Source organism: Arthrobacter sp. M4, assembly GCF_020251205.1.
GTDB lineage: Bacteria > Actinomycetota > Actinomycetes > Actinomycetales > Micrococcaceae > Arthrobacter.
Window position 1 is genome coordinate 1 of record NZ_JAIWYX010000029.1, and the last position, 26,715, is coordinate 26,715.

Below are 26,715 nucleotides of genomic sequence, written 5' to 3' on the forward strand. Positions count from 1 at the left end.
TGGCCCTCGGGCCGGCAGGATTGGCGGAGTTCTCCGGGATCCGTGGCGGGCTGTCCGGTTGTCCCGGGTGGCCCTCGGGCCGGCAGGATTGGCGGAGTTCTCCGGGATCCGTGGCGGGCTGTCCGGTTGTCCCGGGTGGCCCTCGAGCCGGCAGGATTGGCGGAGTTCTCTGGGAGCCGTGGCGGGGCTATCCGGTAGTCCCGGGTAGCCCCCAGGCCGGCAGGATTGCCGGACGGTGCGCCACGGTCCTTGTCAACGCCTTAGCGACTCAGTCAATGAAGCCACTCAGTCAATGACCTAGGCTGCGGCTTCTTCGGTCTGCGAGGCAGTCAGCGGCTCAAAGATGCTGCGGATCTGCTCCACAACCTCAGCGTCATCCTTCGGGTGCACCTCGGCGAAGCGGACCATGGAGCCCGGGACGGCGAGTTTGACGTCCTCAAGAACCTTGGCACCGGCAATGCCGGCAGCCTTGCGGGCTTCGTCCTGGGCCCAGACTCCGCCGTACTGGCCAAAAGCGGTTCCAACGACGGCGGTCGGCTTTCCTGCCAGGGCGCCGGCACCGAAGGGGCGGGACAGCCAGTCGATGGCGTTCTTGAGGGAGGCGGTCAGGGTGCCGTTGTGCTCGGGGGTGACCAGCAGGATGGTGTCGGCGTCCTTGGCGGCGTCGCGGAGGGCAGCGGCCTCAGCGGGCACCTGGCCTTCGACGTCGATGTCCTCGTTGTAAAAGGGGATGTTGCCCAGGGAATCGTGAATGACCACTTCGACGTCCTCAGGGGCGTTGAGCTGAATGGCCTCCGCAAGCTTCCGGTTGTGGGAATCGGCGCGCAGGCTTCCGACCAGGGTCAGAACGGTGTTCTTCGACATGTGTGCTCCTAAGGTCTGCCGCGGGCGGGCCGCGGGTCCGTTGTTGTGAGGCTGGGGTGCCTTCATCGATGCTAAACGGACTACGGTCCGGTTCTTATTCCCGGGTCTAAAATATTTCATGTGAGCCTCATCCCATTCCGCCCCGGCTCGGAGCCAAGCAGCGGCCCCGGCTCGGAGCCAAGCAGCGGCCCCGGCTCGGAGCCAAGCCGCCGGCCGGGCTCAAGCCGCGGGCCCGGCTCAAGCCGCGACAACGGTGGTGATACCGGTGCGGCGGGCGCCGGAGCCCTCCATGAGCCTTATGTCCTCCACGAACGGAGCGACGCGGCCCGAAATCGTGAACGCTTGCTGAGCGCGGCCCGGGACCTCGTCTCCGAAGTCGGTGCTGACGCCGTCACCATGGACATGCTTGCCTGCAGGGCCGGAGTGGGGAAAGGCACCGTATTTAGGCGGTTTGGCAGCCGTTCGGGGCTGATGTTGACGCTTCTCAGTGATGCTGAGGCCGAGTTCCAGCGACGGTTCATGTTTGGTCCACCTCCGCTGGGTCCAGGAGCCCCGCCGTTGGATCGGCTGATCGCCTTTGGTGCCGGAAGGATCGGCTACATCCTTGAGTTTGGCGAACTGGCCCGCGCGGCCGTGGAGCGGGACTACGGACGTTTCGACGTCCCGGCAGCCGTTTTGTGGAATCGACACTTGGAGATTCTTCTTCGCGAGGCAGGCCTTCGCCTGGATACTGGGCTAATGGCAGCATCTCTCGCAGCCACCCTTGATCCGGCCCGCCTCCTTCACAGCATTCAAAAGCAAGGCGTATCGCCCGAAAGGCTCGTCGAGTCCTGGCGCCAATTGGTCACTCGGATCGTCACAGCGCCGGAGCCGGACGAAGGTCTGGAAGATATTGGTAAACGGTAGCCGAATTTTGTGACCAATCTGTCATAAACCGCCAAACATAAGCGTCGATAACAATCTGGGCTGCAGATGGCATTCAGTCCTTATTTGCTGATTTGCTAGTGTCCAGAATGTGGTATTTTCACCTTTGATGTGATCCATACCATAGCTTTGCGAATAGCGTTGGACATCATGGGGGCAGCACACTGGCTCTAGGCGATTCGTTTGCTGGGTCCGGTTACCGCCGGGCGGGACGGAAGGACCATCGTTGACTGTTGGAATCATCTGGGGGATTCCCGAGCAGGCAGCCAGGCCAAAGGTCAGGCCACCGCGGAGGTTTTTCACGGGCAGACGAATTCGTAGTGCCGTATGCTCAAGTACCTCCTAAAGCGATCAGGCATCTATGTGGTCATGATTTTCCTGACCACCAGTGCCGGCTACCTGCTGGCCGTCAGTGCGCTAAAGCCTGCCCTGTTGGAGCAGGAGCGTGTCCCCAGGCCAACGCCGGAGCAAGTCGCAAATTCCTTCAGGCTGCTGGGCCTGGATCCAAACAAAAACACCTGGGAACGGTACGCCGAGTGGCTGGGCGCCGTCGTCACGCGGTGGGACTGGGGACGCAGCCCCAATGGGGCGTTTATCAATGCTGAATTTGGCGAGCGGGTCTGGGTCTCCACCCGGCTCTTCCTGGCGTCCATCATCCTCACGCTGTTCATCGGCGTTGCTTTGGGCGTTTATTCGGCGGCTCGGCAATACAAATTCCCGGACCGGGTCATCACGTCCTACAGCTACCTCGCGTACATCCTCCCCGCACCTGTTGCCTACTTCCTGGTCCAGCTGGGCGCCATCACCATCAATGAGGCCGCCGGTAAGCGCATCTTTTTTGTCACCGGAATCTCAACGCCAGGGGTCGACGCCGGTTGGGCTCAGTTTGTGGACCTGGTAGCCCATTACGCTGTGCCCACCTTCGCCATCACGGTGCTGGGCTGGGGCACGTACCAGATCGCACAGCGCCAGTACCTGTTGGATAACGTCAACGCAGATTTTGTCCGCACAGCCAGGGCCAAAGGCCTGACACGCAACCAGGCAATTTCCCGGCACGCCCTGCGCGTGTCGTTCATACCCGTGGCCCAGAGCATCGCGTTCACCGTTCCTGCCATTTTCGCCGGCGGCTTTTTTGCCGAGAAGATCTTCGCCTGGCACGGCGTGGGTTCGTGGAGCATCGACTCCATCGCATTGCAGGACGTCAACGCAGCCACCGCTACGCTCGCTTACGGATCCCTGATCTTCGCGATCGGCGCCATCCTGGCGGACTTCGCCACCACCCTCGTCGATCCTCGCGTGAGGGTGGCGTAGCCATGACCAACCTGAACGCGGTGGACGGCGCCTCGCTCGCCGAAGAAGCGAGGATCGAACACAACGACGTTGTGATCGGCAAAGCCACCATCATCCTGCGCCGCTTCGTGCGGAACAAGGCGGCCGTGGCTGGTTTGGTCATCTTCCTTGCGCTGACTGCGTTCTCATTAGTTGGCGGCCTCTTCACGTCCTGGGACAAGGCAACCATCGATCCCCTGTTCATCGCCGAGCCGCCATCGTCGGTTCACTGGCTTGGCACCACCCAGGCAGGAATCGACCTCTATGCCCAAGTGGTGGAGGGTACCCGAGTGTCCATCCTGATCGGGCTGGTGGTGGGCTTGCTTTCCGTCCTCATCGCCGCAGTCTACGGCTGCACCATGGCCTACTACGGCGGCCGGGTGGACAAGATCATGCTGTTCGTCCTTGAGGCGCTCATCATGATGCCGGCCCTGCTGGTTGTTGCCGTGGCGACGGGCAGCGGCGGCGGGAGCCTCAGGCGGGATGCCCCCAGTTGGCTTCTACTGGTTGTGGTCCTCTTGGTGTTCAGCTGGATGGGCACGGCTCGGTTGATTCGCTCCCTTGCCATGTCCGTAATGCAGCGCGACTTCGTGAAAGCCGCCCGCTACATGGGCATTCCGCCTCGACGGATCGTGTGGCGCCATCTTGTCCCCAACATCGGCTCACTCCTTGTGCTTGATGTAACGCGTGGGGTGACGGCGGCCATCCTTGCCGAAGTCGCTTTCTCCTTCATCGGGATCGGCATCCGGCTTCCTGACGTAAGCCTTGGCGTGCTGATTGGGCAATCAACCGCCCAAGTGTCAACGTTCCCCTGGATGTTCTGGTCCCCGCTAATTGTGATGCTCCTGCTCACGGGATCGCTTGCCATGATGAACGACGGCCTGCGCGACGCCTTTGACCCGCACTCCAGTTCGGTGGGCAAGGCGAAGCGCTCCCAGAAGGCGCGGGCCGCATGAACACCAGAGCGTCCCAGCCCACCACCGAACGCGCCCATGGGGCGTCTTCCGAAACGCGAAGCAACCAGGTGCCCGCAAATAGTCCGGGCAGCACACTCAGCAACAACGTCCTGAGTGTTCGCGACCTCAACGTCAGCTTCAACACGGAAAACGGCGTAGTCCACGCTGTACGAGGCGTGGACTTCGACCTGGCGGCGGGCAAGACGCTGGGAATTGTGGGGGAATCCGGTTCCGGCAAGTCGGTCACCTCCCTGGCAATCATGGGTTTGCTCCCGACGACGGCGGGCGTCACCGGATCGGTGCGGCTCAACGGCAAGGAACTGCTGGGCCTCAGTGACAAAGCGATGTCGGTGCACCGCGGCAACAACATCGCGATGATTTTCCAGGACCCGCTGTCGTCGTTGACCCCGGTCCATTCGATCGGCGCCCAGATCGTCGAGGCGCTGACCATCCACAATCCCTCCATGAGCAAAAAGGCCAAGGAGGCCCGCGCCGTCGAGCTTCTGACTCTGGTGGGGATACCCAGCCCGAAAGACCGGCTCAAAGCGTTTCCGCACGAATTCTCCGGCGGTATGCGCCAGCGCGTCATGATCGCCATGGCGATCGCCAATAACCCCAAAGTCCTGATCGCCGATGAACCGACGACGGCGCTGGACGTCACCATCCAGGCGCAGGTCCTGGAGGTCCTTCACCGCGCGCAGGAGGAAACCGGCGCCGCCGTCGTGATGATCACGCACGACCTGGGAGTGGTGGCAGGCTTCGCCGACGACATCATGGTGATGTATGCCGGCCGGCCGGTGGAAACAGGCAGTGTGGATGAGATCTACTACGGGCCGCGCATGCCGTACACCTTGGGGCTGCTCGGCGCGGTACCGCGCATTGACTCTGTGGAGAAGAGCTCGCTGGTGCCCATAGACGGGATGCCGCCCAACCTCCTCCGCGAACCCACAGGCTGCACTTTCGCGCCCCGCTGCCCCCTCGCCGTCGCCGCCTGCCTCACCGGTGAGCCCCGCTTGGAGCCAGTGCCCCGCTTGGAGCCAGTGCGCGGGCTGGACCCCGTGCCCGAGCCCCGCCGCAACGCGAGCCCAAACCCGGGACACAGGGCCGCATGCATCAAGGCGGACACCCTGGGGCCAAGCAGTCTAGGTGCCCTAGCCGATGCCCGCAGGATCTTTCATGCCCCTCCCGTCCCAGTCTCCAAATTCGACGCCCTCGCCCGTAGCGAACGGGAGACCGTGCTGGAGCTGAAGGACGTGCGGAAGCACTTTCCCCTGCTCAAGGGTTCGCTCATCAAGCGGCGCGTCGGCACGGTCAAGGCGGTGGACGGTGTCAGCTTCGACATTCGCGAGGGCGAGTGCTTCTCAATCGTTGGCGAATCCGGGTCCGGCAAGACCACCACACTACTGGAGATCATGGAGTTCGACGCCGACCAGCCCGGTGAGATTGCCATCGGCGGTGTCAGCAATAAGCACCTGGGGGACGGCAGGGCGAAGACCGCGATTCGCCGACGCCTGCAAATGGTGTTCCAAGACCCCTCCGCGGCAATGGACCCGCGTTTTACGGTGTTCGAGATCCTCGCCGAGCCAATGGAACACCTGGGCCTGGGGAGTGCGGAGGTCCGGCGCAGGATCATGGAACTGATGAACCTGGTGGGCCTGGAACCGGACCATGTCAACCGTTTCCCCAACCAGTTCTCCGGCGGCCAGCGGCAGCGCATCGGCATTGCCCGGGCATTGACCGTCAAGCCGCGCTTGGTGGTTCTCGACGAGCCGGTTTCCGCACTTGACGTCTCCGTACAGGCCGGGATCATCAACCTCCTGGACCGGCTCCGCGCCGAACTGGGACTCAGTTTCCTTCTGGTGGCGCACGACCTGTCGGTGGTCAGGCACGTCGCCAACCGGGTCGCGGTCATGTACTTGGGCAAGATCGTGGAGATCGGTGACATTGACGTTGTGTTCGATGATCCCAAGCACCCATACACGAGGGCGTTGCTGTCCGCGATCCCCGTTCCAGATCCCGGCGTGGAACGGACCCGGGAACGGATCATCCTCCGTGGCGACCTGCCGTCGCCGCTCGACGCCCCGAAGGGGTGCAACTTTGCCTCCCGCTGCCCGGTTTTTGCAGCGCTGCCTGCCTCGTTGCAGGAAAAATGCCTCACCACGGAACCGCCGCTTGAGAAAGTACGCGGCCGACATACTGAGGACCGTCAGTTCGCCTGTTTCTACCCGGACGGTTTACTCGACACGGAGATGCTGGTGGTGCACGAGACCAGTGACTGACACCGCAACGAAGGCTTTGAAGGATTCGCAAGAATGAAGGGGAGACAATGAAGAAGCTGACCAAGATCGGTGGTGTTGCGGCAGTCGCCGTTGCCCTCGTGCTGAGCGGCTGTGGCCAGGGCGGCTCCACAGGCCCGGAAACCGCCAAGGGCCAGCAGGCCGGGGGTGACCTGTCCAAGCTGGTAAGCATCAACGCCAAAGACGCCAAGGACCTGGAGCCCGGCGGCACCCTCACGCTACCTGTAGGAACTTTGGGACCTGGCTTTAACGTTTTTGCCAGGTCGGGAAACAGTACTGACAACCAGTCGCTGCACCGACCGATCGATGGGGCTGCCACATGGGGCTGCTGGAACTTCGACTTTGACGGCACCGCCACGCCCAACAAGGACTTCTGCGAGGACGTAAAGAGCGAAGTCAAGGATGGGAAGCAGACCGTCACCATCAAGGTGAACCAGAAGGCCAGCTACAACGACGGCACGCCAATCGATGTCAAGACTTTCGAGAACACGTGGAAGATGCTGAACGGCAAGAACAAGGACATCAACATCGTCCTGCCCGGAGCCTACGAGTTTGTTGACTCGGTGAAGGCCGGAGCCAACGACAAGGAAGTCATCGTCACCACAACGCAGCCGGTGTATCCGCTGTCCTCGTTGTTCGCGGGTCTGGTGCATCCGGCAGTCAACACGCCTGAGGTGTTCAACAACGGCTTTGTTGGCGAGCTCCACCCCGAGTGGATGGCTGGTCCCTTCAAGGTGGACAAGTACGACAGCACCGAGAAGACCTTAACCCTCTCGCAGAACGACAAGTGGTGGGGAACCAAGCCCGTCCTGAACAAGGTGGTCTTCCGCCAGCTTGAGCCCAGCGCACAAATCGCGGCCTTCAAGAACGGTGAGATCGACGCCATCTCGGCCAACACAATTTCCGTGTACAGCCAACTGGACGGGACCAAGGACTCGGAGGTTCGCCGCGGACAAAGGCTCTTCTCCGGTGGCCTTATCCTCAACGCAGTCAAGGCTCCGCTGAATGACACGGCTGTTCGCCAGGCTATCTTCACCGTGATGGACCGTACGGCCCTGCGAAACGTCCGCTTCAAGGGACTGAACTGGGAAGAGCCGAGTTCGGGGTCTTTGCTTGTCCTGCCGTTCTCCAAGTACTACCAGGACAACTACCCTGTGAAGGACAGCGGTACCGATCCGGCCAAGAAGGTCCTGACGGATGCCGGTTACAAGCTGAATGACAAGGGCATCATGGAAAAGGACGGCGTCCCGGTCTCCTTCAAGATCACCAACTTCGGCGACGACCCGACCGCACTCGCCACGGCCCAGACCCTGCAGCAGCAGCTCCAGAAGGCTGGCTTGGATGTGGGGATCGACCAGCGTAGCCTGGCGGACTTCGGCAAGACCATGGGAACGCAGGACTACAACGTCACGCTCTCCGGCTTTGGCCTCACCAGCGCGGACGCAACGGACGGCGTCAAGCAGTTCTACCAGTCCAAGACCAACGACAATGGACTTGGCGACGCGGAGCTTGACGAGGCAATCCAGAAGCTGTCGTCGATTGCGGATGACACGGAGCGCAACAAGGCCGCCCTGGACGTGGAGAAGAAGCACATGGCCAAGTACTACTCCATGGCCCCGGTCTTCAATGGCCCGCAGATCTCCTTTGTCCACACGGGCCTGGCCAATTACGGACCGTCCCTGTTCAAGAGCCTGGCCCAGGTTCCTGACTGGACCACGGTTGGCTGGGAGAAGGGCAAGCAGAAGAAGTAGCCCACCCAAACTCGGGCGGACATGTTTGCTTGCGGGCCGGCACTCCCAGGGGTGCCGGCCCGTGGCGTGCCCGGGTAGCGTGAAGGCATGACAGCAACGCCCATCCGTACAGCCGTCGCGGGCTATGGCCTGTCCGGCAGCGTTTTCCACTCACCGTTTATCGCAGCCGATCCAGCGTTTTCCCTGGACGTCATTGCGACGTCGGACCCCGCCCGCCGTGCGGCGGCTTCCACGCGCTACGAATCGGTGGAGTTCGTGGATACTCCGCAGGGCATTGTGGACCGCGCGGACGGACTGGACCTCCTGGTCATCGGGACACCGCCAGCAACCCACTACCCGCTGGCCAAGGCCGCGCTCGAGGCGGGGCTCGACGTCGTCGTCGATAAGCCATTTGCGGTGACCAGCGCGCAGGGGCAGGAGCTCATAAACCTCGCGGCGGAACGCAGTCGAGTCCTGACCGTCTTCCAGAACCGCCGCTGGGACGGTGATGCCCTGACGGTAAGGAAACTGCTCGACGGTGGCCTGCTGGGTACCGTGATGCGGTTTGAGTCAAGCATGGAGCGGTGGTCACCAGGGGCGTCCAAACCCTGGAAAGCGGCTGCGACGACGGCGGACGGCGGCGGGGTGCTGTTCGACTTGGGCGCGCACGTCCTGGACCAGGCCGTGCAACTGTTCGGCCCGGCACAAGTGACCCACGCCGAGATCGTCGCCCGCAGGCCCCATGAGCACGCTGACGACGATGCTTTTGTGGTTCTCCGCCATGAAGGCGGCGTCACGAGCCACCTCACGATGAACCTCAACAGCCAGCTGCACGGACCCCGCTTCCGCGTCCTTGGCACTGAGGGCGGCTACGTGAAGTATGGCGTCGACCCCCAGGAGGCCTTCCTCGCTGCCGGAGGCTTCCCCAAAGACGCCGACTATGGCGTGGAGTCATCAGACTGGCACGGCTATTTGGAGCGGGACGGCGAACGAACCACCGTGGTCACGGAACGCGGCGCTTACGGGGAGTTCTATGAGATTCTCGCCAAGAAGATAGTTGACGGCGGCGCTGCTTCGAACCTACCCCTCCCCGTAGACCCTGCCGGCCCGGTGCAAGTTCTCAAACTCATGGAACAAGCCCGGGAACTGGCACAAGGATAGTAGACCTGACCTAGCCCGGCGCCGGCGGGCGGTGAGGGAAGGCTGGAAGGTGACCCGGCGGACCGCACTAAGGCGAGCCGCCGGATCGAAGGGGTCTCTCTACGCCCTGACGAGGTTGTGCCAGTCCTCCACGAGGGGCAGGCCGTGCGCCTCGGACACGGAGTGGTGTGCCACGTGGCCGGCGGCGATGTTGAGGCCCGCGGCCAGTGCGGGGTCCTTCTCGAACGCCTTCTTCACGCCGAGGTTTGCGAGGGCCACCCCGTACCGCAGCGTGACGTTGGTCAGTGCGTAGGTGGAGGTGTTGGGCACTGCGCCGGGCATGTTGGCCACGCAGTAGAAGATGGAGTTGTGTACCTTGTAGGTGGGCTCCTGGTGTGTGGTGGGGTGCGTGTCCTCGAAGCAGCCACCCTGGTCCACGGCGATGTCCACGAGCACGGATCCGGGCTTCATCCGGGAGACGAGCTCGTTGCTGACCAGCTTGGGTGCCTTGGCGCCCGGAATCAGGACCGAACCGATCACGAGGTCTGCGTCGACAACTGACTTCTCAACCTCGTAGGCGTTGGAGGCCACCGTCTTCAAGCGGCCCTGGTACTGGGCATCGAGCTCACGCAGGCGGTTAATGTTGATGTCCAGGATGGTCACGTCAGCACCGAGTCCGAGTGCCATGGCAGCCGCGTTGGTTCCCGCAACGCCGGCGCCGAGCACCACAACCTTGGCCGGACGCACGCCGGGGACGCCACCCAGCAGCACACCCTTGCCGCCGGCGGGGGCCATCAGGGCGTTGGCGCCCACCTGCACGGACAGGCGACCTGCAACCTCGGACATGGGTGCCAGCAGTGGCAGCGTGCGGCCTTCCTGGACGGTCTCGTACGCGATGGCCGTGACGCCGGAGTTGATGAGCTCCTGGGTCAGCTCAGGCTCGGCGGCCAGGTGAAGGTAGGTGAAGAGGATGAGGCCCTTCCGGAACCGGTGGTATTCGGCCTTGATGGGTTCCTTGACCTTCATCACCATGTCCGCACGTGCCCACACATCATCTGCGTCGGCCACGATTTCAGCTCCAGCGACGGCGTATTCCTCGTCGGTAATCCCGGAGCCCAGGCCAGCGCCGCGCTCCACCAGAACGGTGTGTCCGTGGTGGCGGAACTCGTGGACTCCCGCGGCAGTGATGGCGACGCGGAACTCGTTGTTTTTGATCTCTTTGGGGACACCGATGATCATTGTGGGCTCCAATTTTCGGCGGCCTCTTAAGGCCGGGGAAGTGCTGTCTTGCTGTGATTCCAGAATAGAACCGGCTGTGAGCTACCAGACAGGAATCAGTCGCCAGGCAGGAAGAGAAACCGCATGTTTTCGGTGTTTTTGGCGATTTTGACTCGACAGGTGTCGAGTGTCGGGGCGCCAACTGTCGCCTGTTGTTGGTTCGACCGGGAGCGTCCGCTGGACGTAGTCTGGCTGCATGCAGCAGGACGTCGAACAGCTCGTGGAGCAGGTTGCGCTCAAACTTGGCAGGGGGCTCTCACTGGAGGACCTCGACGGCGTCCTTCTCGCCTACAGCTCCAACCAAGCCCATGCCGACCGCGTCCGAGTGAACTTCCTCCTCAGCAAAAAGGTCCCCGTGGACGTCAGCGCGTGGCAGCTCTCGCACGGCATCGCGACGGCGGTGCGTCCCGTCGTCGTACCGGCAAATCCGGACCTGGGGATGCTGGGGCGCGTGTGCGTCCCGTTGCTGGTGCGCGGCTTCCGCGTCGGTTACCTCTGGGTCCAGCAGGACCTTGAGGAGGAAACCGCGACGGCGATCCTCGCCGAGTTGCCCAGCGTCCGGAATGAGCTGGACCTCCTTGCCGGACTGCTGCTGGATTCCAACACGGCGGAATCGGAGTTCCGTCGCCGCCGCGAACGCGAATTCCTGTCCGCCTGCCAAGGCGAATCCAACGCGGTCCAGGCGGTTTCCGGCTGGAAGGAGATTCAGGGCAAAGGGCCGTGGCAGGTGGTCACGGTCCTGGACGCCGACGCCGGCACGGGATCCGGCGACCCCATCGCCGCCACCCTCATCCACCGCACCGCTGCGCTCCAGGCGACTATCGGCGTCGACCCCGCCCTGTTCAGCGCCGGCACCGAAACCCATGCGGTGTTGCTGTTCCGCGAGACAGGCGGCCGCGCGGACCACGCCCAGGTGCTGGTCCACTACCAGCTGGAGCTGGCCAAACGCGCCGGCCGCCCGGTGGAGCGAATCATCCTCGGCATCAGCGAACCATTCAGCGCTTTCCGCCGGGTGGGGGCCGCCTACCGCGAGTCGAAAGTCGCGGCCCAGGCAGCCGCCGTCGACCCTGTCCTTGGTGAACTCGTGGACAGTCGCAACACCGGCATCTACCAAATTTTCGACCGGCTGCAGGCGCCTGGCGGCTGGGACGATTCGTGGTCCGCGCACTTCCACACCCTGGAGAGCAACGACCGTAACGGTGAACTGCTGCCGCTGTTGGAACTGCTGTACGACGGCGGCGGCTCGGTTCCCGACGTCGCCGCCCAGCTGCACCTGCACCGGAGCAGTGTTTACAACCGACTAGCCAGGATCAGGCAGCTGTTGGGTGTCGACCCATTGGGCGGTGCGGTGCGACTGGAGCTTCACGCCGCCCTGAAGGCGGCCCGCTGGGTGAAGCGGCCCAGAATCTGAGGGCCGGCGGGCACCCCACGCCGCGGACACTTTCTCGGCGGACTGGCCGGGTCTACTCTGGACGCAGCATTTCCCTCCGTTCGTGAAAGGCCACCCAGTGCAGGCCGACGATTTATCCCTTGCTGCCCACATTCCGGCAGATTTCACCGTGGGAGTGGCCACCGCCGCCTTCCAGATTGAGGGGGCAATCAGCGAAGACGGGAAGGGCCTCTCCGGTTGGGATGTGTTCGTAGCCCGGGCAGGGACCGTGGTGGACGGCCATCATCCCGCCATGGCGTGCGACCACTACCGCCGCATGCCCCAGGACGTGGAACTGATGCGCCACCTCGGAGTGGATTCATACCGCTTCTCGCTGTCCTGGCCACGGATCCAGCCCGAAGGCTTCGGCCCGCCCAACCGTGCCGGCCTCAGCTTTTACGACCGCCTGATAGATAAGCTGCTCGAAGCAGGCATCCAGCCCATGGCCACGCTGTACCACTGGGATACACCGCTGGCCCTCGAGGAAAAGGGCGGCTGGATGAACCGCGACACGGCGTTCCGGATGGCGGACTTCGCTGCGATCGCCAGCCGCGCTTTCGGCGACCGGGTAGCGCGGTGGGTCACCATCAACGAGCCAGCCACGGTCACGGTCAACGGTTATGGATTGGGCATCCACTCGCCCGGAAGGACCCTTCAGCTCGGTGCCCTCCCCGCGGCACACAACCAGCTCCTGGCCCACGGCTTGGCCGTGCAAATGCTGAGGGGAACCGGCGCTGTAGGGGAGATCGGGTTGAGCAACGTCTACTCCCCGGTAGTTCCGGCCACGGACAGCGTCCAGGACAGGCTGGCAGCCGGCCTAATGGACGTGGCCCAGAACCGCCTCTTCGCAGACCCCGTCCTGTTGGGCCGCTATCCCGACCTGATCCAGATGACCGGAATCTTCACCTCGTTCGCCCCACCTGAGGCTGACCTCAGGATCATTTCGCAACCACTCGACTTCTACGGCCTCAACTACTACCTGCCTTCCCGCATCGCCGCCGGCGCAGGCGAACAAGCCGTACCCGCCGGCATGGCCGAGGCGCTCGGCGACGACCTCAGCAGTTCAGTGCCCGGATCGCCGCTTCACTTGGTGGACTGGCCGGGTGTGGAGACGACGTCGTACGGCTGGCCCATCATGCCGCACTACCTGGGCATTGCGCTCGCCGAGATGGGGGAACGGTATCCGGGACTGCCGCCTGTGATCATCACCGAGGGCGGCGCGAGTTTTGTGGACGTGCCAGTTCCACGGCCCGACGGCGGTGCGTACGTCCTGGACGAACGACGCGTGGACTACCTGCGCGATCATCTGCGCGTCGCCCTGGAGGCCACCGCCCCGGGCGGGATCGCCCAGGGGGTGGAGCTGCAGGGCTACTACATCTGGTCCTTACTGGACAACTTCGAGTGGTCTGCCGGTTACAAGCAACTGTTCGGGCTGGTCCACGTGGACTTTGAGACGCAGCGGCGCACACCGAAGCTCTCCTATTACTGGCTCCAGAAGATCCTCGCCGCTCGGTCAGCCGCGGTTCGCGGAGAGGAAGCCACCGAGACGGAACCGGGGATGCTAGCGGCCGGGGACCCGGACGCAGACGACAGTTCTTCGGCGGGTGGGCCGCCTGAGGCGCCTGCAACGCGTGAGGCGCCCACAACGCGTGAGGCGCCCACAACGCGTGAGGCGCCGACAACGTCTGAGGCGCCCACAACGCCTGAGCCGCCTGAGGCGCCCACAGCGCCTGAGGCGCCGACAACGCCTGACGCCGGTGGGCCGGCTGAGGTGATTGCCGCCGTCGTTCCTTCACGGCACGCCGGGGCGGCCCCTGCCGTTACGCTCCAAACACCTTCTGCTGAAGGAAGGCATTCCGGAACTTTTGGTTCGGGTCCCACGCTTCTGCCAGGGCCTTGAAGTCGTCGAATCGTGGGTAAAGAGGCCGCAGTCCTTCGGCGTCGGCGTGGAACAGCTTGGCCCAGTGCGGCCGGGCGCCGAACGGCGCGAGTGTCGACTCGATGAGCGGCAGCACCGCCTCTACCTCGGCCTGGCGGGGCTGCCAGGTCAGGTGCAGGCCGACTCCGTCGTAACCGTAGTTGTGGCTGAGCCAGAGATTGTCGGCTGCGATGGTGCGGATTTCCGAGACATAAAGCAAGGGCGAGATGTGCGCGGACAGAGATCGCATTGCTTGGATTGCCTCGACGGCGTGCTCGCGGGCAACGAAGTATTCGCTCTGGAGTTCGTCGCCGTTGCTGGGCATAAACGCCATGCGGAAGTGCGAGAGCCTGTCCGACCATGGGCCCGGCACGCCGAGCTGTTCGGTGCAGTTGACTGCCGAGACGCCAGGCAGCGGATGGCGGGGTTCGACGGCGGGGCGGCCGCCGAAGAAGCTTGCGGGCAGTCGCTGCCCGTCGGCGACGCGGCTCTTTAGCCAGGCCTGGGCGACGCTCTCTCCCGCCCAGTCGGTGAACAAACTGACGCTGTAAGCGCTGGAGGACACGGCGTCGTAATCGGCCAGGACGGCATCCCAACTGAGGTTCTCGTAGACATCCTGACGGACCTCGAAGGTGGGCTCGATCTCCAAGGTCAAGCGCGTGACGATGCCCAAGGCGCCGAGGCTGACGACGGCGCCGTCGAAGTCCGCATCGCCCTTGGTGAGCGTCCTGAGCTCGCCGGTGGCGTCCAGGATTTCCAGGCCTGCGACGGCGGTGGACAGGTTGCCGTTACGGTCGCCCGAACCGTGGGTGGCGGTTGCGACTGCACCGGCGATCGAAATGTGCGGGAGTGATGCCAAGTTGTGGAGGGCAAAGCCGTTGGCCTGGAGTTCGGCGGCCAGCGTTCCATAGCGCACACCGCCGGTGACAGTGACCGTGGAGGCGGCCTCATCGATGGTGATCTCCGGGTCAACGTTCTCCAGGGAAAGCAGGGTGTGCTCCGTGTCCGCGATGCGGTTGAAGGAATGCCGGGAACCCAGGGCGCGGACCTTGCTGGCCGAGGCCACAACTTCCTGTGCCTCCTGGATGGTGGCGGGGCGGCTGATGGACTCCGCGCCGTATTGAAGGTTGCCTGCCCAGTTCTGTTCGTGCGTGACGGTCTGCATGTGTTGCTGCACTGCCTTTCTGTCCCTGTGCCTGCGCGGCGACCCCGCTGGCTCCAGACTTAGGTTCTTAATTCGGTCCCGGGTCCAGGCGTGCTCATGTTATCGCTCACGAAGCTGGCCTGTAGTGCGGAGTCCATAAAATGGAAACCGATTTAGTTTTGACTCTAAACTAATTTGTTCGTGTTGGGTAGGGGTGGACGATTAGTAAGCAGGCTGATAGATCTGGCTAGTACAACCCGCATCTTGTAGCTGCGGAGCCTTCCGGCGCTGGGGAAGCTGCAAACGGACCAAGCGACAGGGGAGACCATGCCGATTATCGGTTACCACGCATCGCATGAACAGATAGCCCCAGGCCAGTTGTTGAAAGACGTCCAGTTGGCCGAAGAAGCAGGATTTGATGCAGCGATGTGTTCAGACCACATTGAACCGTGGTCCGCACGCCAAGGGCACTCGGGATTTGCCTGGTCCTGGCTGGGCGCCGCGCTGGCCACAACGTCCCTGCGCTTTGGTGTGGTCACAGCACCCGGACAGCGCTACCACCCGGCAATCATTGCCCACGCCTCGGCCACCCTTGCCTGCATGTTTCCCGGCAGGTTCTGGATGGCTCCGGGAAGCGGCGAATACATGAACGAGCGGATCACGGGTGAACGCTGGCCGGCCAAGGAAGAGCGCCAGCGGCGCCTCGAGGAATCGGTGCGGATCATCCGCCAGTTGCACGAAGGCAAGGAAGTGAGCAGCAACGGGCTGGTCACAGTGCAACAGGCCAGGCTCTGGGATGTTCCCGATCCCAAACCGGAGCTCATCGCACCGGCATTGTCCCTTGAAACCGCCCGACGCGCAGCAGCATGGGCCGATGGGCTGATCACGGTCAACCAGCCACCGGAGATGCTGCGCCGAATGCTGGATGCCTATCGTGAAGCCGGCGGGCAGGGCAAAGCCGCGCTGCAGGTCCATTTGTCCTGGGCGGCTTCCGAGGAAGAGGCGTACGCCATCGCCCACGAGCAGTGGCGGTCCAATGTCTTTCCCGCCGCGGTGAGCTACGAAATGCCCTCGGCCTCGGCCTTTGATGCCCTGAGCACCGATGTCACCGAGCAGCAATTGCAGAGGGCGGCAAACATTTCGGCCAGCACGGACCGGCATTTGCAATGGCTTGGTGAATACCTGGGCCTTGGCTTCGACGAGCTCTATTTACATTTTGTAGGCCAGGACCAGCGCCCGTTCATTGAGGCCTTCGCCGCGGAGGTTCTTCCCCAACTAAAGAACTCGCACACCCACAGGCGCCCAGCGCTGAGGAGCGTGCGATGAGGATCGCCCAAACCTCCGATCTGTGGTGGAAGAACGCGGTCATCTACTGTTTGGATCCGGAGACTTTCTATGACGACGCCGGCAATGGCACCGGGGATTTTAGCGGCCTGATCCAGCGGGTGGACTACTTGTCCGCCCTGGGTGTGAACTGCATTTGGCTGATGCCGTTCTATCCTTCGCCGGAACGGGATGACGGCTATGACGTGACGGACTTCTTTAACGTCGATCCTCGGCTGGGCACGCTGGGCGACGTGGTCGAGTTCATTCGGACGGCGAAGGATCGGGGCATGCGGGTCATCGCGGACTTCGTCATCAACCACACCTCGGACAAGCACCCGTGGTTTGTTCAGGCCCGGAAATCCGTGGACAACCCCTATCGGCATTACTACGTCTGGCGCAGCGATCCGCCACCGGACACCTCCAAGGACGTGGTGTTCCCCGGGGAGCAGGACTCCATCTGGACCAAAGACGCGGCAACCGGTGAGTGGTATCTCCACCGCTTTATGGTCCATCAGCCGGACCTGAACATCTCCCATCCCCAGGTCAGGGACGAGATTGCCAAGGCCATGGGCTTCTGGCTGCAGCTCGGCCTGGACGGGTTCAGGCTGGATGCCGTGCCGTTCTTCCTGGAAACCATCGGCGAACCGCCTCAGGATATCCCGCACGATCCGCACGAGTACCTGAGGGCTCTGCGCCGCTTCGTCAATCGCCGCAGCGGGGAGGCGATTTTCCTGGGCGAGGTGAACCTGCCGTACAAAGATCAGTTGAGATACTTCGGCGACGAGGGTGACGAACTCACCATGATGTTCGACTTTATGGCCATGCAGAATCTCTACGTCTCGCTCGCCAAGAACGATGCCCGTCCCCTCGCCAGGACGCTCAGCAAACGTCCACCCATCCCGGGAGACTGCCAATGGGCCATGTTTGTTCGGAACCACGACGAGCTGACGCTCGACAAACTCAGCGAGGCCGATCGCCAGGCAGTCTTTGAAGCCTTTGGTCCCGAAGAGGACATGCAGCTCTACGGCCGAGGGCTCCGGCGTCGGCTGCCCACCATGCTGGACGGCGACCAGGACAGGATCAGAATGGTCTACTCGTTGCTGTTCACGCTCCCCGGCACGCCCACGCTCTTCTACGGCGAAGAGATCGGCATGGGCGAAAACCTCGACGTCCCTGACCGGGGAGCAGTGCGGACCCCCATGCAGTGGACTGACGGCAAGAACGCCGGATTCTCCGATGCCCCAGCATCCAAGCTTGTGGCTCCGATGCCTGAGGGGCGTTTTGGGCCGGAAAAGATCAACGCTGCGAATCAAATGCGGGATCCAGATTCCCTGTGGCATTTTGTGGCCAGGCTTATCCAGCGGTATCGGGATTGTCCCGAGCTGGGTTGGGGCACATTCGAAGTCCTGAAGCAACCAGCCAAGGCGGTGCTGCTTCACGCGAGCGTGTGGCAAGACTCGCTGATGCTCCTGGCGCACAATTTTGGTCCCGATGCCGTGACCGTCCGGGCTGCGCTGCCCGATGCCGGTCGTCAGGACCTGGAGAGCGGGGCGTTCCTCCTGGACCTGCTGGGCGACAACCACATCGGGCTGGAGGACGACGGCGGCTTCACGATGGAGATGAAGCCATACGGATATCGCTGGTTCAGGCTGCAACGGTCTGGGGCGAACAGGTTGCCGTAGCCTCGACGTAGCGGTTATTCGCGTCAAAGACCCCTATTCGCTCTGGGGGCGGTGGCCAGCGTCTTCCGGGTCTATCGGTGAGTCGACAGGCGGAGCCGGGTGCCGACGTCGGGCCAGTATTGAATCAACCCAAAAAAAGACCGCAACGAACGCGACGCAGCCGAACATAAAGGTGCCGGAGAAAGTCAGCCCCATCGCGTTACCAAGGCTCGCGGCAGCTGCCAGGGCGCACGTACCAGCCAGAAGCTGCCACCCTCTGAATCTGCCCACCAATAAAGGGTAACCCCGCCATTTCGGGGCATCGGCCGCTTCGTCAGGATCGTTGCTTGATCCTTATCACTCCGTCATTCAGCGCTGGTGGATGCGTCATCCTGCGTGTCCGGTGCTGGCTCTTCCGCTGCCTGATTTTTCTTCTGGTTTTCCAGCCAGGCGACAATATCCGACGTTCGGATTCGGCGGTGCGTGCCACGATATTCCACCGGGATTTCGCCGCGGTCCGTCATGTTCCGAAGATAGGTGTGCGAAATACCGGCCAACTCGGCGGCCTGCGAGGTAGTCAGCATCTCCGCGACGCTGCTGACGGTCACCGCATCGCCGCGGCTCAGTCGCGTCAAGAGATCGACGACGGCGTCACGCGCCTCGTCCGGGAGCCGGTGGACCGTGCCGTCGACGAACACTGTGATGTCGTTGCTGTCCTGGAGGGCGCGGGCCAGGTTTCGTGCCTGGTCCGCAGGCAACCCGGATGTGACACGCGGTGCGATGAGAGCCATGGCAGAAGCGTAGCCCCACGAGTTTGTGTACAGATAATGCCCTCAAGAGGCCGCCGCAAAACCGTACGAAGCTGGACACAAACTCCAGGGGACGGCATGTTTCCGGGTGGCAGACATCCGAATGTGCAAAGATTGAAAGTAATACGAATTCCGTAAATGCGGGAATGGCGGCTAGCCATGAAGAGCAGGAGCGTCCAAGGGATGGAGAACGCGGCAATTTCGAGTTCCGCGCTGGACCTACTGTTGTTGCTGCGCGGGAGCGAGCCTGAGGGGCTCGGGCGCGCGGACCAGGTTGTGTACCAAATTGAAACGGCAATCCTGATGGGCATCCTCACAGAGGGCGACAGGCTGCCTACGGAATCGACCCTTGCCGCCGAGCTTGGCATTTCTCCCATTACTCTTCGACAATCATTGGCTACCCTCCGAACAAAGGGACTCATAGAAACCAGCCGGGGACGAAGTGGTGGAAGTGTCATCCGCCGCCAGGTCGAATTCAGCGACACACAGTTGCGGAAAAAACTCCGGGCAACCAGCACGGAAGCACTCCGGGACATAGGGGATCTGGGGGCCGCCATCGCCTCCATGTCGGCCCGGTTGGCTGCCGACCGTGCCGACCCCCAGAACATTGAGCATTTGCAGGACCTGGCCAAGCGCCACCAGGACACTGCGGATGAACGGGCCCGGCGAAGAGTGGATAGTCGATTTCACGTGGCCGTCAGCATTGCGTCCCAATCCAGCCGATTGACATCGGCCGCGCTTCAGGTCGAAGCCGAGCTGATGACGCTTTGGTGGGGGCAACTCGGCCCTGACGAGACGTCAGTGGAGCATCACGCGGCCATAGTGGACGCAATCAAGAATCGGAATCCTGAGGAGGCCGCCATAGCGGCCGAGCGTCACATCCGGAGTGGGATCGAATTCTTGATAGAGCAGCATCTGAGGTTGACGATGGAGCACGGAGAAAATGCATAACGTGGACACCGTAAGGGAAGCCCTTGAGAGGACTGCAGGCATAGTCTCCTCCAGCATCAACGCCGTTTTTGCGGATTTGGAGAAGATTGCGCAGGCTGTGGCTGAGGCGTCTGCAAGCCTGTCAGGAGAGCCCCAGCGCAGCGAGTTCCTTTTCCTGAAAAGGGAATTCGCTGATTTCATCCGGAAGCATTCCGATCTGATTGTTGGAGGCGGAATCGCCTACGCCCCGGGGACTTTCCCTGAGGCACCATTCTGGCTGGAATGGTGGCGGGCACAGCGGACTGGCGATCCGCGCTTTGTCACGCATGACCTTAATCCCGATTCGCTGAATTACTACGACTACACAAGCCGGGAATGGTTCACTGTCCCGTCCTCAAGCGGGCAGCCGGTGGCGGTGGGTCCCTATGTAGACTTCGGCGGCATCAACGTCAGCATCATTACCCTTTGCGTTCCGGTGTCCACGCCCCAGGGGATGCACATCCTGGGCGGCGACCTTACGCTTGCGAATCTTGAGGGTGTTTTCCTCCGCGCGCTGCAGCTTCGCGAGCCCGTGGTGGTCCTTCTTGGACCGAACGGCCGTGTTATCGCTTCCAACAGCGCGCGCATAGCAACCGGGATCCTGCTTCAGGAAACCGACCTCCAGCGAGCCGAGACGGAAGTCAACGTGTCTTCTGACGATCTGCCACGGCTGCCCTGGAAACTGATCTCACTTGCCTCGTAAGGCTGCAAGCACACTGCACACAAAGTCGCGGCCAGAGGCCCGTGGCAACAAGGCAAGAGGCCCGTTGCAACAAGGCAAGAGGCCCGTTGCAACAAACTGCTGCAGCGGGCCTCTGGCCGTCTTGGCATTCGCCACTTGCTAGATGTGCTTCGCTAGAGGTGCTTCGCTAGAACAGCCTCGCTAAAAGTGCCCGCTAGAAGTGCAGTGAGCGCTTGGCTGTTTCCGGCAGCCGGCTGCAGGCGACAAAGGCCATGATGCACACGGCAACGAGGTAGAACGCGGGGGAGAGCTTGTTTCCCGTTTGGGCAATCAGCCAGGTTGCAACGAACGGGGCGGTCCCGCCGAACACCGTGTAGGCGAGGTTGTAGGTTGTCGCCGACGCCGTGTAGCGCACCTTGGTGGGGAAGAGCTCGGACATCAGGACCGCAGTCACGATGCCCGTCATCACGGCGCCGATCCCAAGCAGGAACTGGCCAAGCATCGAAATGGCCAGATTGCCTGTGCTGCCCATCATGAATGACGGGAATACGGCGAGGACCAGGACTATGCACGAGCCCATCGTCGTCTTTCGCCTGCCGATGCGGTCCGAGAGGCGTCCCATAAACGGGCAGAGGATACCGGCGAGTACTTGGCAGATACAGCTGGAGAGCAACGCGGCCGGCTGGCTGAGTCCCCCGACAACTTGCAGGAATGTGGACATGTACGTGGTGAAGGTATAGAAGGACAGCGCCGTGACTGCGATGAATCCAGCCAGGGCCAGAATGGTCCGCCAGTGCTCACGCAGGGTTTCCCTGAGGGGAGAGGCGGCCACATCGTGCTCTTCTTCGATGCTCTGGAAGAGCGGTGTCTCGTCCAACTTGAACCGCAGGTAGAAACCAAAAAATCCGAGCGGAAGGGCCATCAGGAAGGGAATTCGCCAGCCCCACTCGCTCATGGCTGCGGGACCGAGGATTTGGGCGAGCACAAAGGTGAATCCGGCGGCGAAGGCGAAGGACCAGAAGGTGCTGACCGGCACGAAGCTGGCGTAGCTCGCCTTCTTTTCCCGCGGGGCATGCTCGATGACGTAGGCACAGGCACCGGCATACTCGCCGCCCGCCGAGAAGCCCTGGACGCAGCGTGCCAGCACCAGCAGCAGCGGAGCGAACAAGCCGATCGAGCCATAGTTGGGAAGCAGGCCGATGGCAGCAGTCGATCCGGAAATCAACAGGACCGTCAGCGAAAGGGTCTTCTTCCTGCCGATCCGGTCACCCAGCCGGCCGAAGAATATGCCGCCAATAGGCCTAAGGGCGAAAGCCACCGCGAAAACGGCGAATGTTTCAAGCAGTGCGGACGTTGGGTCGCTGCCCGGAAAGAAGTTCTTGGCCAGCACGGTTGCCAGATACCCATAGACGGCGAAGTCATACCACTCGATGAAATTGCCGATGGCTGCGGCCGAGATGACCTTTTTCATGACCGTGAGGTCCGGGGCTTCAATTCGCTGGAGAGGTTCTGTTGTGGACATTGTCCGCCTCCTGTTGTGATGCCTGCCCTCGCGCAGGCCGCCGAATGAATGCGTTGGAAGAGTTCAGTTGGGGGTTGCTGCTGTTGGCATCTACTTGGGTCTGCCAAGCCCGCGGCCAGGTGTTCGCGGCCGGACGAATATACGCACTGTATTACAGCTCACACTTGCTTGACCATAGCTTGTGAAAGATTTTTCAGCGCAACATTCCTGCCTTCGTGGTTCTGCACCCCTTCCCACTTTCAAATACGAGTCGTATTATCGTGACTCAGGCGGCGTGACGTCGCGTGGTTCAGAGGAAGGACAGCTTCAAGTGACAGCCAATGCAATAAGCCCTGGGACTTTTCACGATGAAAGCGTCGTGATTGACGGGCTCATCATCGCCAAGTGGAGCCGTGATCTCTTCCTGGATATGCGCAAGGGCGGGCTGACGGCGGCCAATTGCACTGTATCCGTGTGGGAAGGATTCCAGGAAACGGTCAACAACATCCTGGAAGTCAATGAATTGATCGCTGACAACAGCGAGCTGGTGAGGCCCGTCAGGACAACCGCCGATATCCGTTCAGCCAAGGCCGAGGGAAAGACGGGCATCATTCTTGGCTTCCAGAACGCGCACGCGTTCGAGGACCAGCTCGGCTACATCAGCATCTTCAAGCAGTTGGGCGTTGGCGTGGTGCAGCTTTGCTACAACACGCAGAACCTGGTTGGTACGGGTTGCTACGAACGGGACGGCGGCCTGTCCGGCTTTGGCCGCGAAGTGGTCCAGGAAATGAACCGGGTTGGCATCCTGTGTGACCTTTCGCATGTGGGGGCGGTGACTTCCAAGGAGGTAATCCTGGAGTCCAGGAAGCCCGTCTGCTATTCGCACTGCCTGCCCTACGGGCTCAAGGCTCATCCGCGAAACAAGAGCGATGAGGAATTGCGCTTTATCGCCGACCACGGTGGTTTTGTGGGGGTCACGATGTTTGCGCCGTTCCTTGCAAAGGGCATCGATTCCACCATCGACGACTATGCCGAGGCCATCGAGTACGTGATGAACATTGTCGGCGAAGATTCCATCGGCATCGGCACGGACTTCACGCAGGGGCAAGACCAGCATTTCTTTGAGTGGCTGACCCACGATAAGGGTTACGCCCGGCGACTGACCGAATTTGGCGAGATCATCAACCCACTCGGCATCCGCACCGTGGGGGAATTCCCCAACCTGACCGAGACACTACTCAAGCGTGGCCACTCCGAAGAACGCGTCCGCAAGATTATGGGCGAGAACTGGATGCGCGTTCTCCACGACGTTTGGGGAGCATAATGGCAGCCCCGCAGGTACCCATCGAAGTTGAGCCCGAAACCGGGAGGTGGATGACCGACTCCCTTCCCATGCTGTACGTGCCGGTTCACTTCTTCGTCAACAACCACTTGGCGATTGAGAAGGAGCTTGGCGTGGAGCGATACGCGTGCCTGCTCTACGATGCCGGCTACAAGTCTGCCTGGAGCTGGTGTGAGCACGAAGGCGAGGTGCACGGCCTAAAGGGCCAGGCGGTTTTTGAGCACTACATGAATCGACTGTCGCAGCGCGGATGGGGACAGTTCGAAATCCTCGATTTCGACTTGGATGCTGCAACGGCATCCGTTGCGGTTCGCCACTCCGTCTTCCACCGTCCCGACGAGGCAGGCCATAGAACAGGGGACTATATGTTCACTGGCTGGTTCGCCGGAGCCATGGACCAGATACTTTCCGCCTCGGGCAGAGCTGCGCGGACCCGTGCCGAGCAGCTATTCCATGAGGGGCAAACCGACGCACCCTACGGGCTATTCAGGGTCCTTCCGGTCTAGCCGGACCGAGGTCAGAATGTCGCCGGACAGGCTGATGCCCGCCCCGGGATTCTCGGTCATGAAGCTCAGGATGCGATCCCGGAACAGCAGCACGTGGCGGCCGGCAATACTCTCGGCCGCATCGGGATCGCGGCTTTCGTAGGCATCGATGAGTTCTTTGTGGTCTTTCTGGACCTGAAGGAAGTGGTCGTGCAACGAACCCCATGAGGTGGCGCCGCCGAAGGCCAAATAGCCCAGCCGCTGGCCCTGGTCATGGATGGAGCAGGCCATGTTGCTCAGATAGCCGTTGCCGGAGGAGGTGGCCTCCAGCCGATGCAGTTCCGCATTGGTGGAGGCAACTTCCGCCGGCTTTTGTCGTTCAATGGCACGAACCACTTTTGCTTCAGCCCGGCGAAGCTTGGCGATGTCGGCGGGCGTCGCGCGGACTGCGAGCAGTCGGCTGATGGCCCTTGCGGCCACCACATGCGCTTCGAAGAGACTGGAGAGGTCCAGAAGGTCCATGGGCCTCACGAAGAAGCCGCTTTTGCCGGGGTCCGCGACGATGAGGCCCTCGGACGCCAGCCGGAACAGGGCTTCCCTTGACGGCGTGCGGCTGATCCCGAGTTTCTCGCTGATCTGCATGTCGTCGACGACGGCGCCCGGGGCAAGCTCCAGCGTCATGACCTGCCGCTTGATCTCGGCGTAAGCCCGTTCCATCACTGATCTGGGGCGGCCAGCCATCGCGCCATCCTTCCTCGTATTTGAGTGGTATACGGGGACTTTACAGCACTTGGTCTCCAGTAGGGCCCGACGGCGGCACGCACCTCTTGCGCTTCCCTCACCTGGGAGTCTGTCTACGGTAGCCGAGGCGGTAGGGACCAGGTAGGCGAGCGATGCATCTACCGATCAGGACGTCCCGGCGAGGGCGGAAGGAAGCTGGGCCAGGGACGTCACCGTCGCTTCGGGGCGGGCAAGGTAGGACGGGTACGGCGCCCCGGCCCTATTGACCCAGGCAGTGCGCAGGCCACCCCGGGCAGCACCGTGAATGTCCCACGGGTGCGCCGCAACGAGCAGCATCTCCTGCTCCCGGACCCCGCACCTCTGCGCAGCGTACCGGTACGAAGAGGGATGGGGCTTCCACGCCGGTGCGTCTTCGACTGACAGGAGCTGTTCGAACTCGCCCCGGAGCCCGGCCATGGCGAAGAGGTTCTCGGCGACCTGTGCGGCGCCGTTGGTGAGGGTCACGAGCCGGTACCCGGTTGCCCTCAGGGCGCGGATCGCGTCGGGGACATCCGGGTGCAGGGGAAGATCCGCTACAGAGGAGGCCAGCCGCCGGGCAGTGCCTTCCGGATCGGCCACACCTGCTGCCTCCAGAAGGCCTGTGAGGATCTCGGTGCCGATGTCGGCGAAGCGGGCAGCGTCCCCGGTCGCGGCGAGAGCGAAGCCATCGCGCAGCAAAGTCGCGAACCACAGCTTAGCCATATAGGCAGGGGCTCCGGCCTCCACGAAGCGCTCTGCAATGGGTGACATGTCGGAGAGGGTCTCGTTGACGTCGAAAACGATCACTTCCAGGGTTTGGGCCATGCCTTTTCCTCCTGCCCGTGGGGCCCGCGACGCCCTCCGACGACGGTCAGAGGCCCGGTTGCCTCGACGTCGGGTTCGGTGTGGGCGCAGTGGTTGAAGTAGTTGGTGTAAACGTTGACTGCAGTGTATGTGACCTCGGTCGGCTCTGGGTCGCTCGAGCCGGTGTCCAGCGCGGCCTGCATGGCGCGTGCGCACCAGCGTCGTCCGCCTAGAGGGTATTCGTGTCCTTTGCTTCAGCCTGGGTGATGGCCCAGGCCGCGTTGACCAGGCCGATGTGGCTGAAGGCCTGGGGAAAGTTGCCCAGTAGTTCGTCACTGTCGGGGGCGACTTCCTCGGCCAGCAGGCCAAGGTCGTTGGCGTGGGCGGCGGCGCGGGCGAAGACTTCGCGTGCCTGGCCGGGCTGTCCGGCCAGGGCGAGGGCGTGGGCAAGCCAGAAGGTGCACAGCAGGAACGTGCCTTCCTGACCGGGAAGCCCGTCCGTGGCCCGGTATCGGTAGACCAGACCCCGTCCATCGGTTAGGTCCCGTTGCACAGCCTCGATGGTGGCGAGCATGCGGGGATCGTCACCGGGCAGGAACCCGGTGATGGATAGCATCAGGGACGAAGCGTCGAGTTGTTCGGAGCCGAACGCCTGCGTGTAGGCGCCCACCTGCTCGTTCCACCCGTTGTCGCGGATCGCGGCAGCGATCTGTGCCCGGGTGTGCTTCCAATGGTCGACCCTGTTCTCGGCCTGGAGGATGTCGGCCAGGGCAACGGCTCGGTCCAGGGCAACCCAGCACATGAGTTTGGAGTGAAGGAAATGCCGGGGTTCCCCGCGGATTTCCCAGATGCCCTGATCGGCGTCCTGCCAGCGGGCTGCGGCCGCGTCGGCGACGTCGGCCAGGAAGCTGCGTGTTTCCGGTTCCAGGTCCGCGAGGGTCTCGGGCAGGCGGGCCGCTGCCCCAAGGAGCTCGCCGTAGACGTCGATCTGACGTTGCCGCCAGGCGGCGTTGCCGACCCGGACCGGGGCGCTGCCCGCCCATCCCGGAAGGTGGTCCAGTTCGCGTTCGGACAGGTCGCGCTGCCCGCCGATGCCGTACACGATCTGTAAGTCGCCGGTGTGGAGCTGGCTGGCGCCGGCTTCGGCCATGAAGCTGAAGAATCTGCCCGCCTCGTCGGGGCAGGCGGCGACCCACAGGGCCTGCAGCGTCATGCTGGCGTCCCGGATCCAGGTGTAGCGGTAGTCCCAATTTCGGCTTCCCCCTGTTTCTTCGGGTAGTGAGGTGGTCGGGGCAGCGACAATCGCACCTGTGGGGGCGAAGGTGAGAGCCTGCAGGACACGGCCGCTGGCGGCGACGAGGTCGGAGA

23 protein-coding genes are annotated in these 26,715 nt (G+C 62.7%); 14 read left to right on the forward strand and 9 right to left on the reverse strand.

Translation table 11 applies throughout. The annotated features are described in order from the left end of the window. Positions 1–297 precede the first annotated feature (297 nt). On the reverse strand, positions 298–864 hold the full coding sequence (locus LD110_RS22675; RefSeq protein WP_225502204.1) for an NAD(P)H-dependent oxidoreductase: 567 nt from the start codon (positions 862–864) through the stop codon (positions 298–300). Positions 865–1,206: 342 nt separating this feature from the next. Between LD110_RS22675 and LD110_RS22680 the strand changes: the two genes are divergently transcribed. From LD110_RS22680 to LD110_RS22705, 6 genes are all read left to right on the forward strand, one after another. Next, on the forward strand, positions 1,207–1,770 hold the full coding sequence (locus tag LD110_RS22680) for a TetR/AcrR family transcriptional regulator (protein ID WP_225502226.1): 564 nt from the start codon (positions 1,207–1,209) through the stop codon (positions 1,768–1,770). Positions 1,771–2,115: 345 nt separating this feature from the next. Next, a complete protein-coding gene (locus LD110_RS22685) occupies positions 2,116–3,099 on the forward strand; it encodes an ABC transporter permease (RefSeq protein ID WP_225502205.1) in 984 nt (327 codons plus the stop codon). Positions 3,100–3,101: 2 nt separating this feature from the next. Then, positions 3,102–4,073, forward strand: coding sequence for an ABC transporter permease (locus LD110_RS22690; RefSeq protein WP_225502206.1), 972 nt, complete (start codon positions 3,102–3,104; stop codon positions 4,071–4,073). Then, positions 4,070–6,352 (forward strand): ABC transporter ATP-binding protein, encoded by a 2,283-nt coding sequence (locus LD110_RS22695; RefSeq protein WP_225502207.1) that lies wholly within the window; start codon positions 4,070–4,072, stop codon positions 6,350–6,352. The genes LD110_RS22690 and LD110_RS22695 overlap by 4 nt, the downstream gene beginning before the upstream one ends. A gap of 47 nt (positions 6,353–6,399) precedes the next feature. Continuing rightward, positions 6,400–8,121 carry an ABC transporter family substrate-binding protein gene (locus LD110_RS22700; protein ID WP_225502208.1) on the forward strand — a complete coding sequence of 574 codons (1,722 nt, stop codon included), beginning with the start codon at positions 6,400–6,402 and terminating at the stop codon, positions 8,119–8,121. A gap of 87 nt (positions 8,122–8,208) precedes the next feature. Continuing rightward, complete coding sequence (locus LD110_RS22705; protein ID WP_225502209.1) at positions 8,209–9,261, forward strand: Gfo/Idh/MocA family oxidoreductase; 1,053 nt, start codon at positions 8,209–8,211, stop codon at positions 9,259–9,261. Between the two features lie 99 nt (positions 9,262–9,360). On the opposite strand, the gene ald is transcribed toward LD110_RS22705, so the two are convergent. Further along, positions 9,361–10,479 carry an alanine dehydrogenase gene (ald, locus tag LD110_RS22710; protein ID WP_225502210.1) on the reverse strand — a complete coding sequence of 373 codons (1,119 nt, stop codon included), beginning with the start codon at positions 10,477–10,479 and terminating at the stop codon, positions 9,361–9,363. A gap of 235 nt (positions 10,480–10,714) precedes the next feature. Between ald and LD110_RS22715 the strand changes: the two genes are divergently transcribed. Further along, positions 10,715–11,929 (forward strand): CdaR family transcriptional regulator, encoded by a 1,215-nt coding sequence (locus LD110_RS22715; protein ID WP_225502211.1) that lies wholly within the window; start codon positions 10,715–10,717, stop codon positions 11,927–11,929. Between the two features lie 82 nt (positions 11,930–12,011). Continuing rightward, positions 12,012–13,847, forward strand: coding sequence for a glycoside hydrolase family 1 protein (locus LD110_RS22720; protein WP_225502212.1), 1,836 nt, complete (start codon positions 12,012–12,014; stop codon positions 13,845–13,847). On the opposite strand, the gene LD110_RS22725 is transcribed toward LD110_RS22720, so the two are convergent. Continuing rightward, positions 13,768–15,030 carry an FAD-binding protein gene (locus LD110_RS22725; RefSeq protein WP_225502213.1) on the reverse strand — a complete coding sequence of 421 codons (1,263 nt, stop codon included), beginning with the start codon at positions 15,028–15,030 and terminating at the stop codon, positions 13,768–13,770. The two genes, LD110_RS22720 and LD110_RS22725, sit on opposite strands and share 80 nt — an antisense overlap. Before the next feature lie 306 nt (positions 15,031–15,336). On the opposite strand from LD110_RS22725, the gene LD110_RS22730 reads away from it, so the two are divergent. Further along, on the forward strand, positions 15,337–16,335 hold the full coding sequence (locus tag LD110_RS22730; protein WP_225502214.1) for a TIGR03885 family FMN-dependent LLM class oxidoreductase: 999 nt from the start codon (positions 15,337–15,339) through the stop codon (positions 16,333–16,335). After that, positions 16,332–18,017, forward strand: a complete 1,686-nt coding sequence (locus tag LD110_RS22735) for an alpha-amylase family protein (protein WP_225502215.1) — start codon at positions 16,332–16,334, stop codon at positions 18,015–18,017. The genes LD110_RS22730 and LD110_RS22735 overlap by 4 nt, the downstream gene beginning before the upstream one ends. A gap of 344 nt (positions 18,018–18,361) precedes the next feature. Here LD110_RS22735 and LD110_RS22740 read toward each other — a convergent pair whose 3' ends face one another. Continuing rightward, positions 18,362–18,787, reverse strand: a complete 426-nt coding sequence (locus LD110_RS22740) for a helix-turn-helix domain-containing protein (protein ID WP_225502216.1) — start codon at positions 18,785–18,787, stop codon at positions 18,362–18,364. 177 nt (positions 18,788–18,964) lie between these two features. Here LD110_RS22740 and LD110_RS22745 point away from each other — a divergent pair, with 177 nt between their 5' ends. Together LD110_RS22745 and LD110_RS22750 are read left to right on the forward strand one after the other, a co-directional pair. Then, positions 18,965–19,756 carry a FadR/GntR family transcriptional regulator gene (locus LD110_RS22745; RefSeq protein WP_225502217.1) on the forward strand — a complete coding sequence of 264 codons (792 nt, stop codon included), beginning with the start codon at positions 18,965–18,967 and terminating at the stop codon, positions 19,754–19,756. 1 nt (position 19,757) lies between these two features. After that, positions 19,758–20,477, forward strand: a complete 720-nt coding sequence (locus LD110_RS22750) for a cache domain-containing protein (RefSeq protein WP_225502218.1) — start codon at positions 19,758–19,760, stop codon at positions 20,475–20,477. 193 nt (positions 20,478–20,670) lie between these two features. On the opposite strand, the gene LD110_RS22755 is transcribed toward LD110_RS22750, so the two are convergent. Continuing rightward, complete coding sequence (locus tag LD110_RS22755) at positions 20,671–21,978, reverse strand: MFS transporter (RefSeq protein WP_225502219.1); 1,308 nt, start codon at positions 21,976–21,978, stop codon at positions 20,671–20,673. A gap of 325 nt (positions 21,979–22,303) precedes the next feature. On the opposite strand from LD110_RS22755, the gene LD110_RS22760 reads away from it, so the two are divergent. Then, a complete protein-coding gene (locus LD110_RS22760; RefSeq protein ID WP_374200384.1) occupies positions 22,304–23,281 on the forward strand; it encodes a dipeptidase in 978 nt (325 codons plus the stop codon). Further along, the gene (locus LD110_RS22765; RefSeq protein ID WP_225502221.1) at positions 23,281–23,805 is read left to right on the forward strand and encodes a DUF5943 domain-containing protein; all 525 of its coding nucleotides are present in this window, start codon (positions 23,281–23,283) and stop codon (positions 23,803–23,805) included. The genes LD110_RS22760 and LD110_RS22765 overlap by 1 nt, the downstream gene beginning before the upstream one ends. On the opposite strand, the gene LD110_RS22770 is transcribed toward LD110_RS22765, so the two are convergent. The 4 genes from LD110_RS22770 to LD110_RS22785 form a co-directional block, all read right to left on the reverse strand. Continuing rightward, positions 23,782–24,525: a GntR family transcriptional regulator gene (locus LD110_RS22770; RefSeq protein WP_225502222.1), complete on the reverse strand. Its 744-nt coding sequence runs from the start codon at positions 24,523–24,525 to the stop codon at positions 23,782–23,784. The genes LD110_RS22765 and LD110_RS22770 overlap by 24 nt on opposite strands. 165 nt (positions 24,526–24,690) lie before the next feature. Next, a complete protein-coding gene (locus tag LD110_RS22775) occupies positions 24,691–25,368 on the reverse strand; it encodes a haloacid dehalogenase type II (RefSeq protein WP_225502223.1) in 678 nt (225 codons plus the stop codon). After that, positions 25,347–25,550: a hypothetical protein gene (locus LD110_RS22780; protein ID WP_225502224.1), complete on the reverse strand. Its 204-nt coding sequence runs from the start codon at positions 25,548–25,550 to the stop codon at positions 25,347–25,349. Before LD110_RS22780 ends, LD110_RS22775 begins: the two co-directional genes overlap by 22 nt. Before the next feature lie 26 nt (positions 25,551–25,576). Beyond that, on the reverse strand, positions 25,577–26,715 hold a 1,139-nt coding region (locus LD110_RS22785; protein ID WP_225502225.1), incomplete at its 5' end, for a glycoside hydrolase family 15 protein.

Excerpts from the sequence above, each read along its gene's own strand:
- LD110_RS22675 (WP_225502204.1), bottom strand. The coding sequence starts at position 864 with ATGTCGAAGAACACCGTTCTGACCCTGGTCGGAAGCCTGCGCGCCGAT.
- LD110_RS22685 (WP_225502205.1), top strand. The coding sequence starts at position 2,116 with ATGCTCAAGTACCTCCTAAAGCGATCAGGCATCTATGTGGTCATGATT.
- LD110_RS22690 (WP_225502206.1), top strand. The coding sequence starts at position 3,102 with ATGACCAACCTGAACGCGGTGGACGGCGCCTCGCTCGCCGAAGAAGCG.
- LD110_RS22695 (WP_225502207.1), top strand. The coding sequence starts at position 4,070 with ATGAACACCAGAGCGTCCCAGCCCACCACCGAACGCGCCCATGGGGCG.
- LD110_RS22700 (WP_225502208.1), top strand. The coding sequence starts at position 6,400 with ATGAAGAAGCTGACCAAGATCGGTGGTGTTGCGGCAGTCGCCGTTGCC.
- LD110_RS22705 (WP_225502209.1), top strand. The coding sequence starts at position 8,209 with ATGACAGCAACGCCCATCCGTACAGCCGTCGCGGGCTATGGCCTGTCC.
- ald (WP_225502210.1), bottom strand. The coding sequence starts at position 10,479 with ATGATCATCGGTGTCCCCAAAGAGATCAAAAACAACGAGTTCCGCGTC.
- LD110_RS22715 (WP_225502211.1), top strand. The coding sequence starts at position 10,715 with ATGCAGCAGGACGTCGAACAGCTCGTGGAGCAGGTTGCGCTCAAACTT.
- LD110_RS22725 (WP_225502213.1), bottom strand. The coding sequence starts at position 15,030 with ATGCAGACCGTCACGCACGAACAGAACTGGGCAGGCAACCTTCAATAC.
- LD110_RS22730 (WP_225502214.1), top strand. The coding sequence starts at position 15,337 with ATGCCGATTATCGGTTACCACGCATCGCATGAACAGATAGCCCCAGGC.
- LD110_RS22735 (WP_225502215.1), top strand. The coding sequence starts at position 16,332 with ATGAGGATCGCCCAAACCTCCGATCTGTGGTGGAAGAACGCGGTCATC.
- LD110_RS22740 (WP_225502216.1), bottom strand. The coding sequence starts at position 18,787 with ATGGCTCTCATCGCACCGCGTGTCACATCCGGGTTGCCTGCGGACCAG.
- LD110_RS22745 (WP_225502217.1), top strand. The coding sequence starts at position 18,965 with ATGAAGAGCAGGAGCGTCCAAGGGATGGAGAACGCGGCAATTTCGAGT.
- LD110_RS22755 (WP_225502219.1), bottom strand. The coding sequence starts at position 21,978 with ATGTCCACAACAGAACCTCTCCAGCGAATTGAAGCCCCGGACCTCACG.
- LD110_RS22765 (WP_225502221.1), top strand. The coding sequence starts at position 23,281 with ATGGCAGCCCCGCAGGTACCCATCGAAGTTGAGCCCGAAACCGGGAGG.
- LD110_RS22770 (WP_225502222.1), bottom strand. The coding sequence starts at position 24,525 with ATGGCTGGCCGCCCCAGATCAGTGATGGAACGGGCTTACGCCGAGATC.
- LD110_RS22775 (WP_225502223.1), bottom strand. The coding sequence starts at position 25,368 with ATGGCCCAAACCCTGGAAGTGATCGTTTTCGACGTCAACGAGACCCTC.
- LD110_RS22780 (WP_225502224.1), bottom strand. The coding sequence starts at position 25,550 with ATGCAGGCCGCGCTGGACACCGGCTCGAGCGACCCAGAGCCGACCGAG.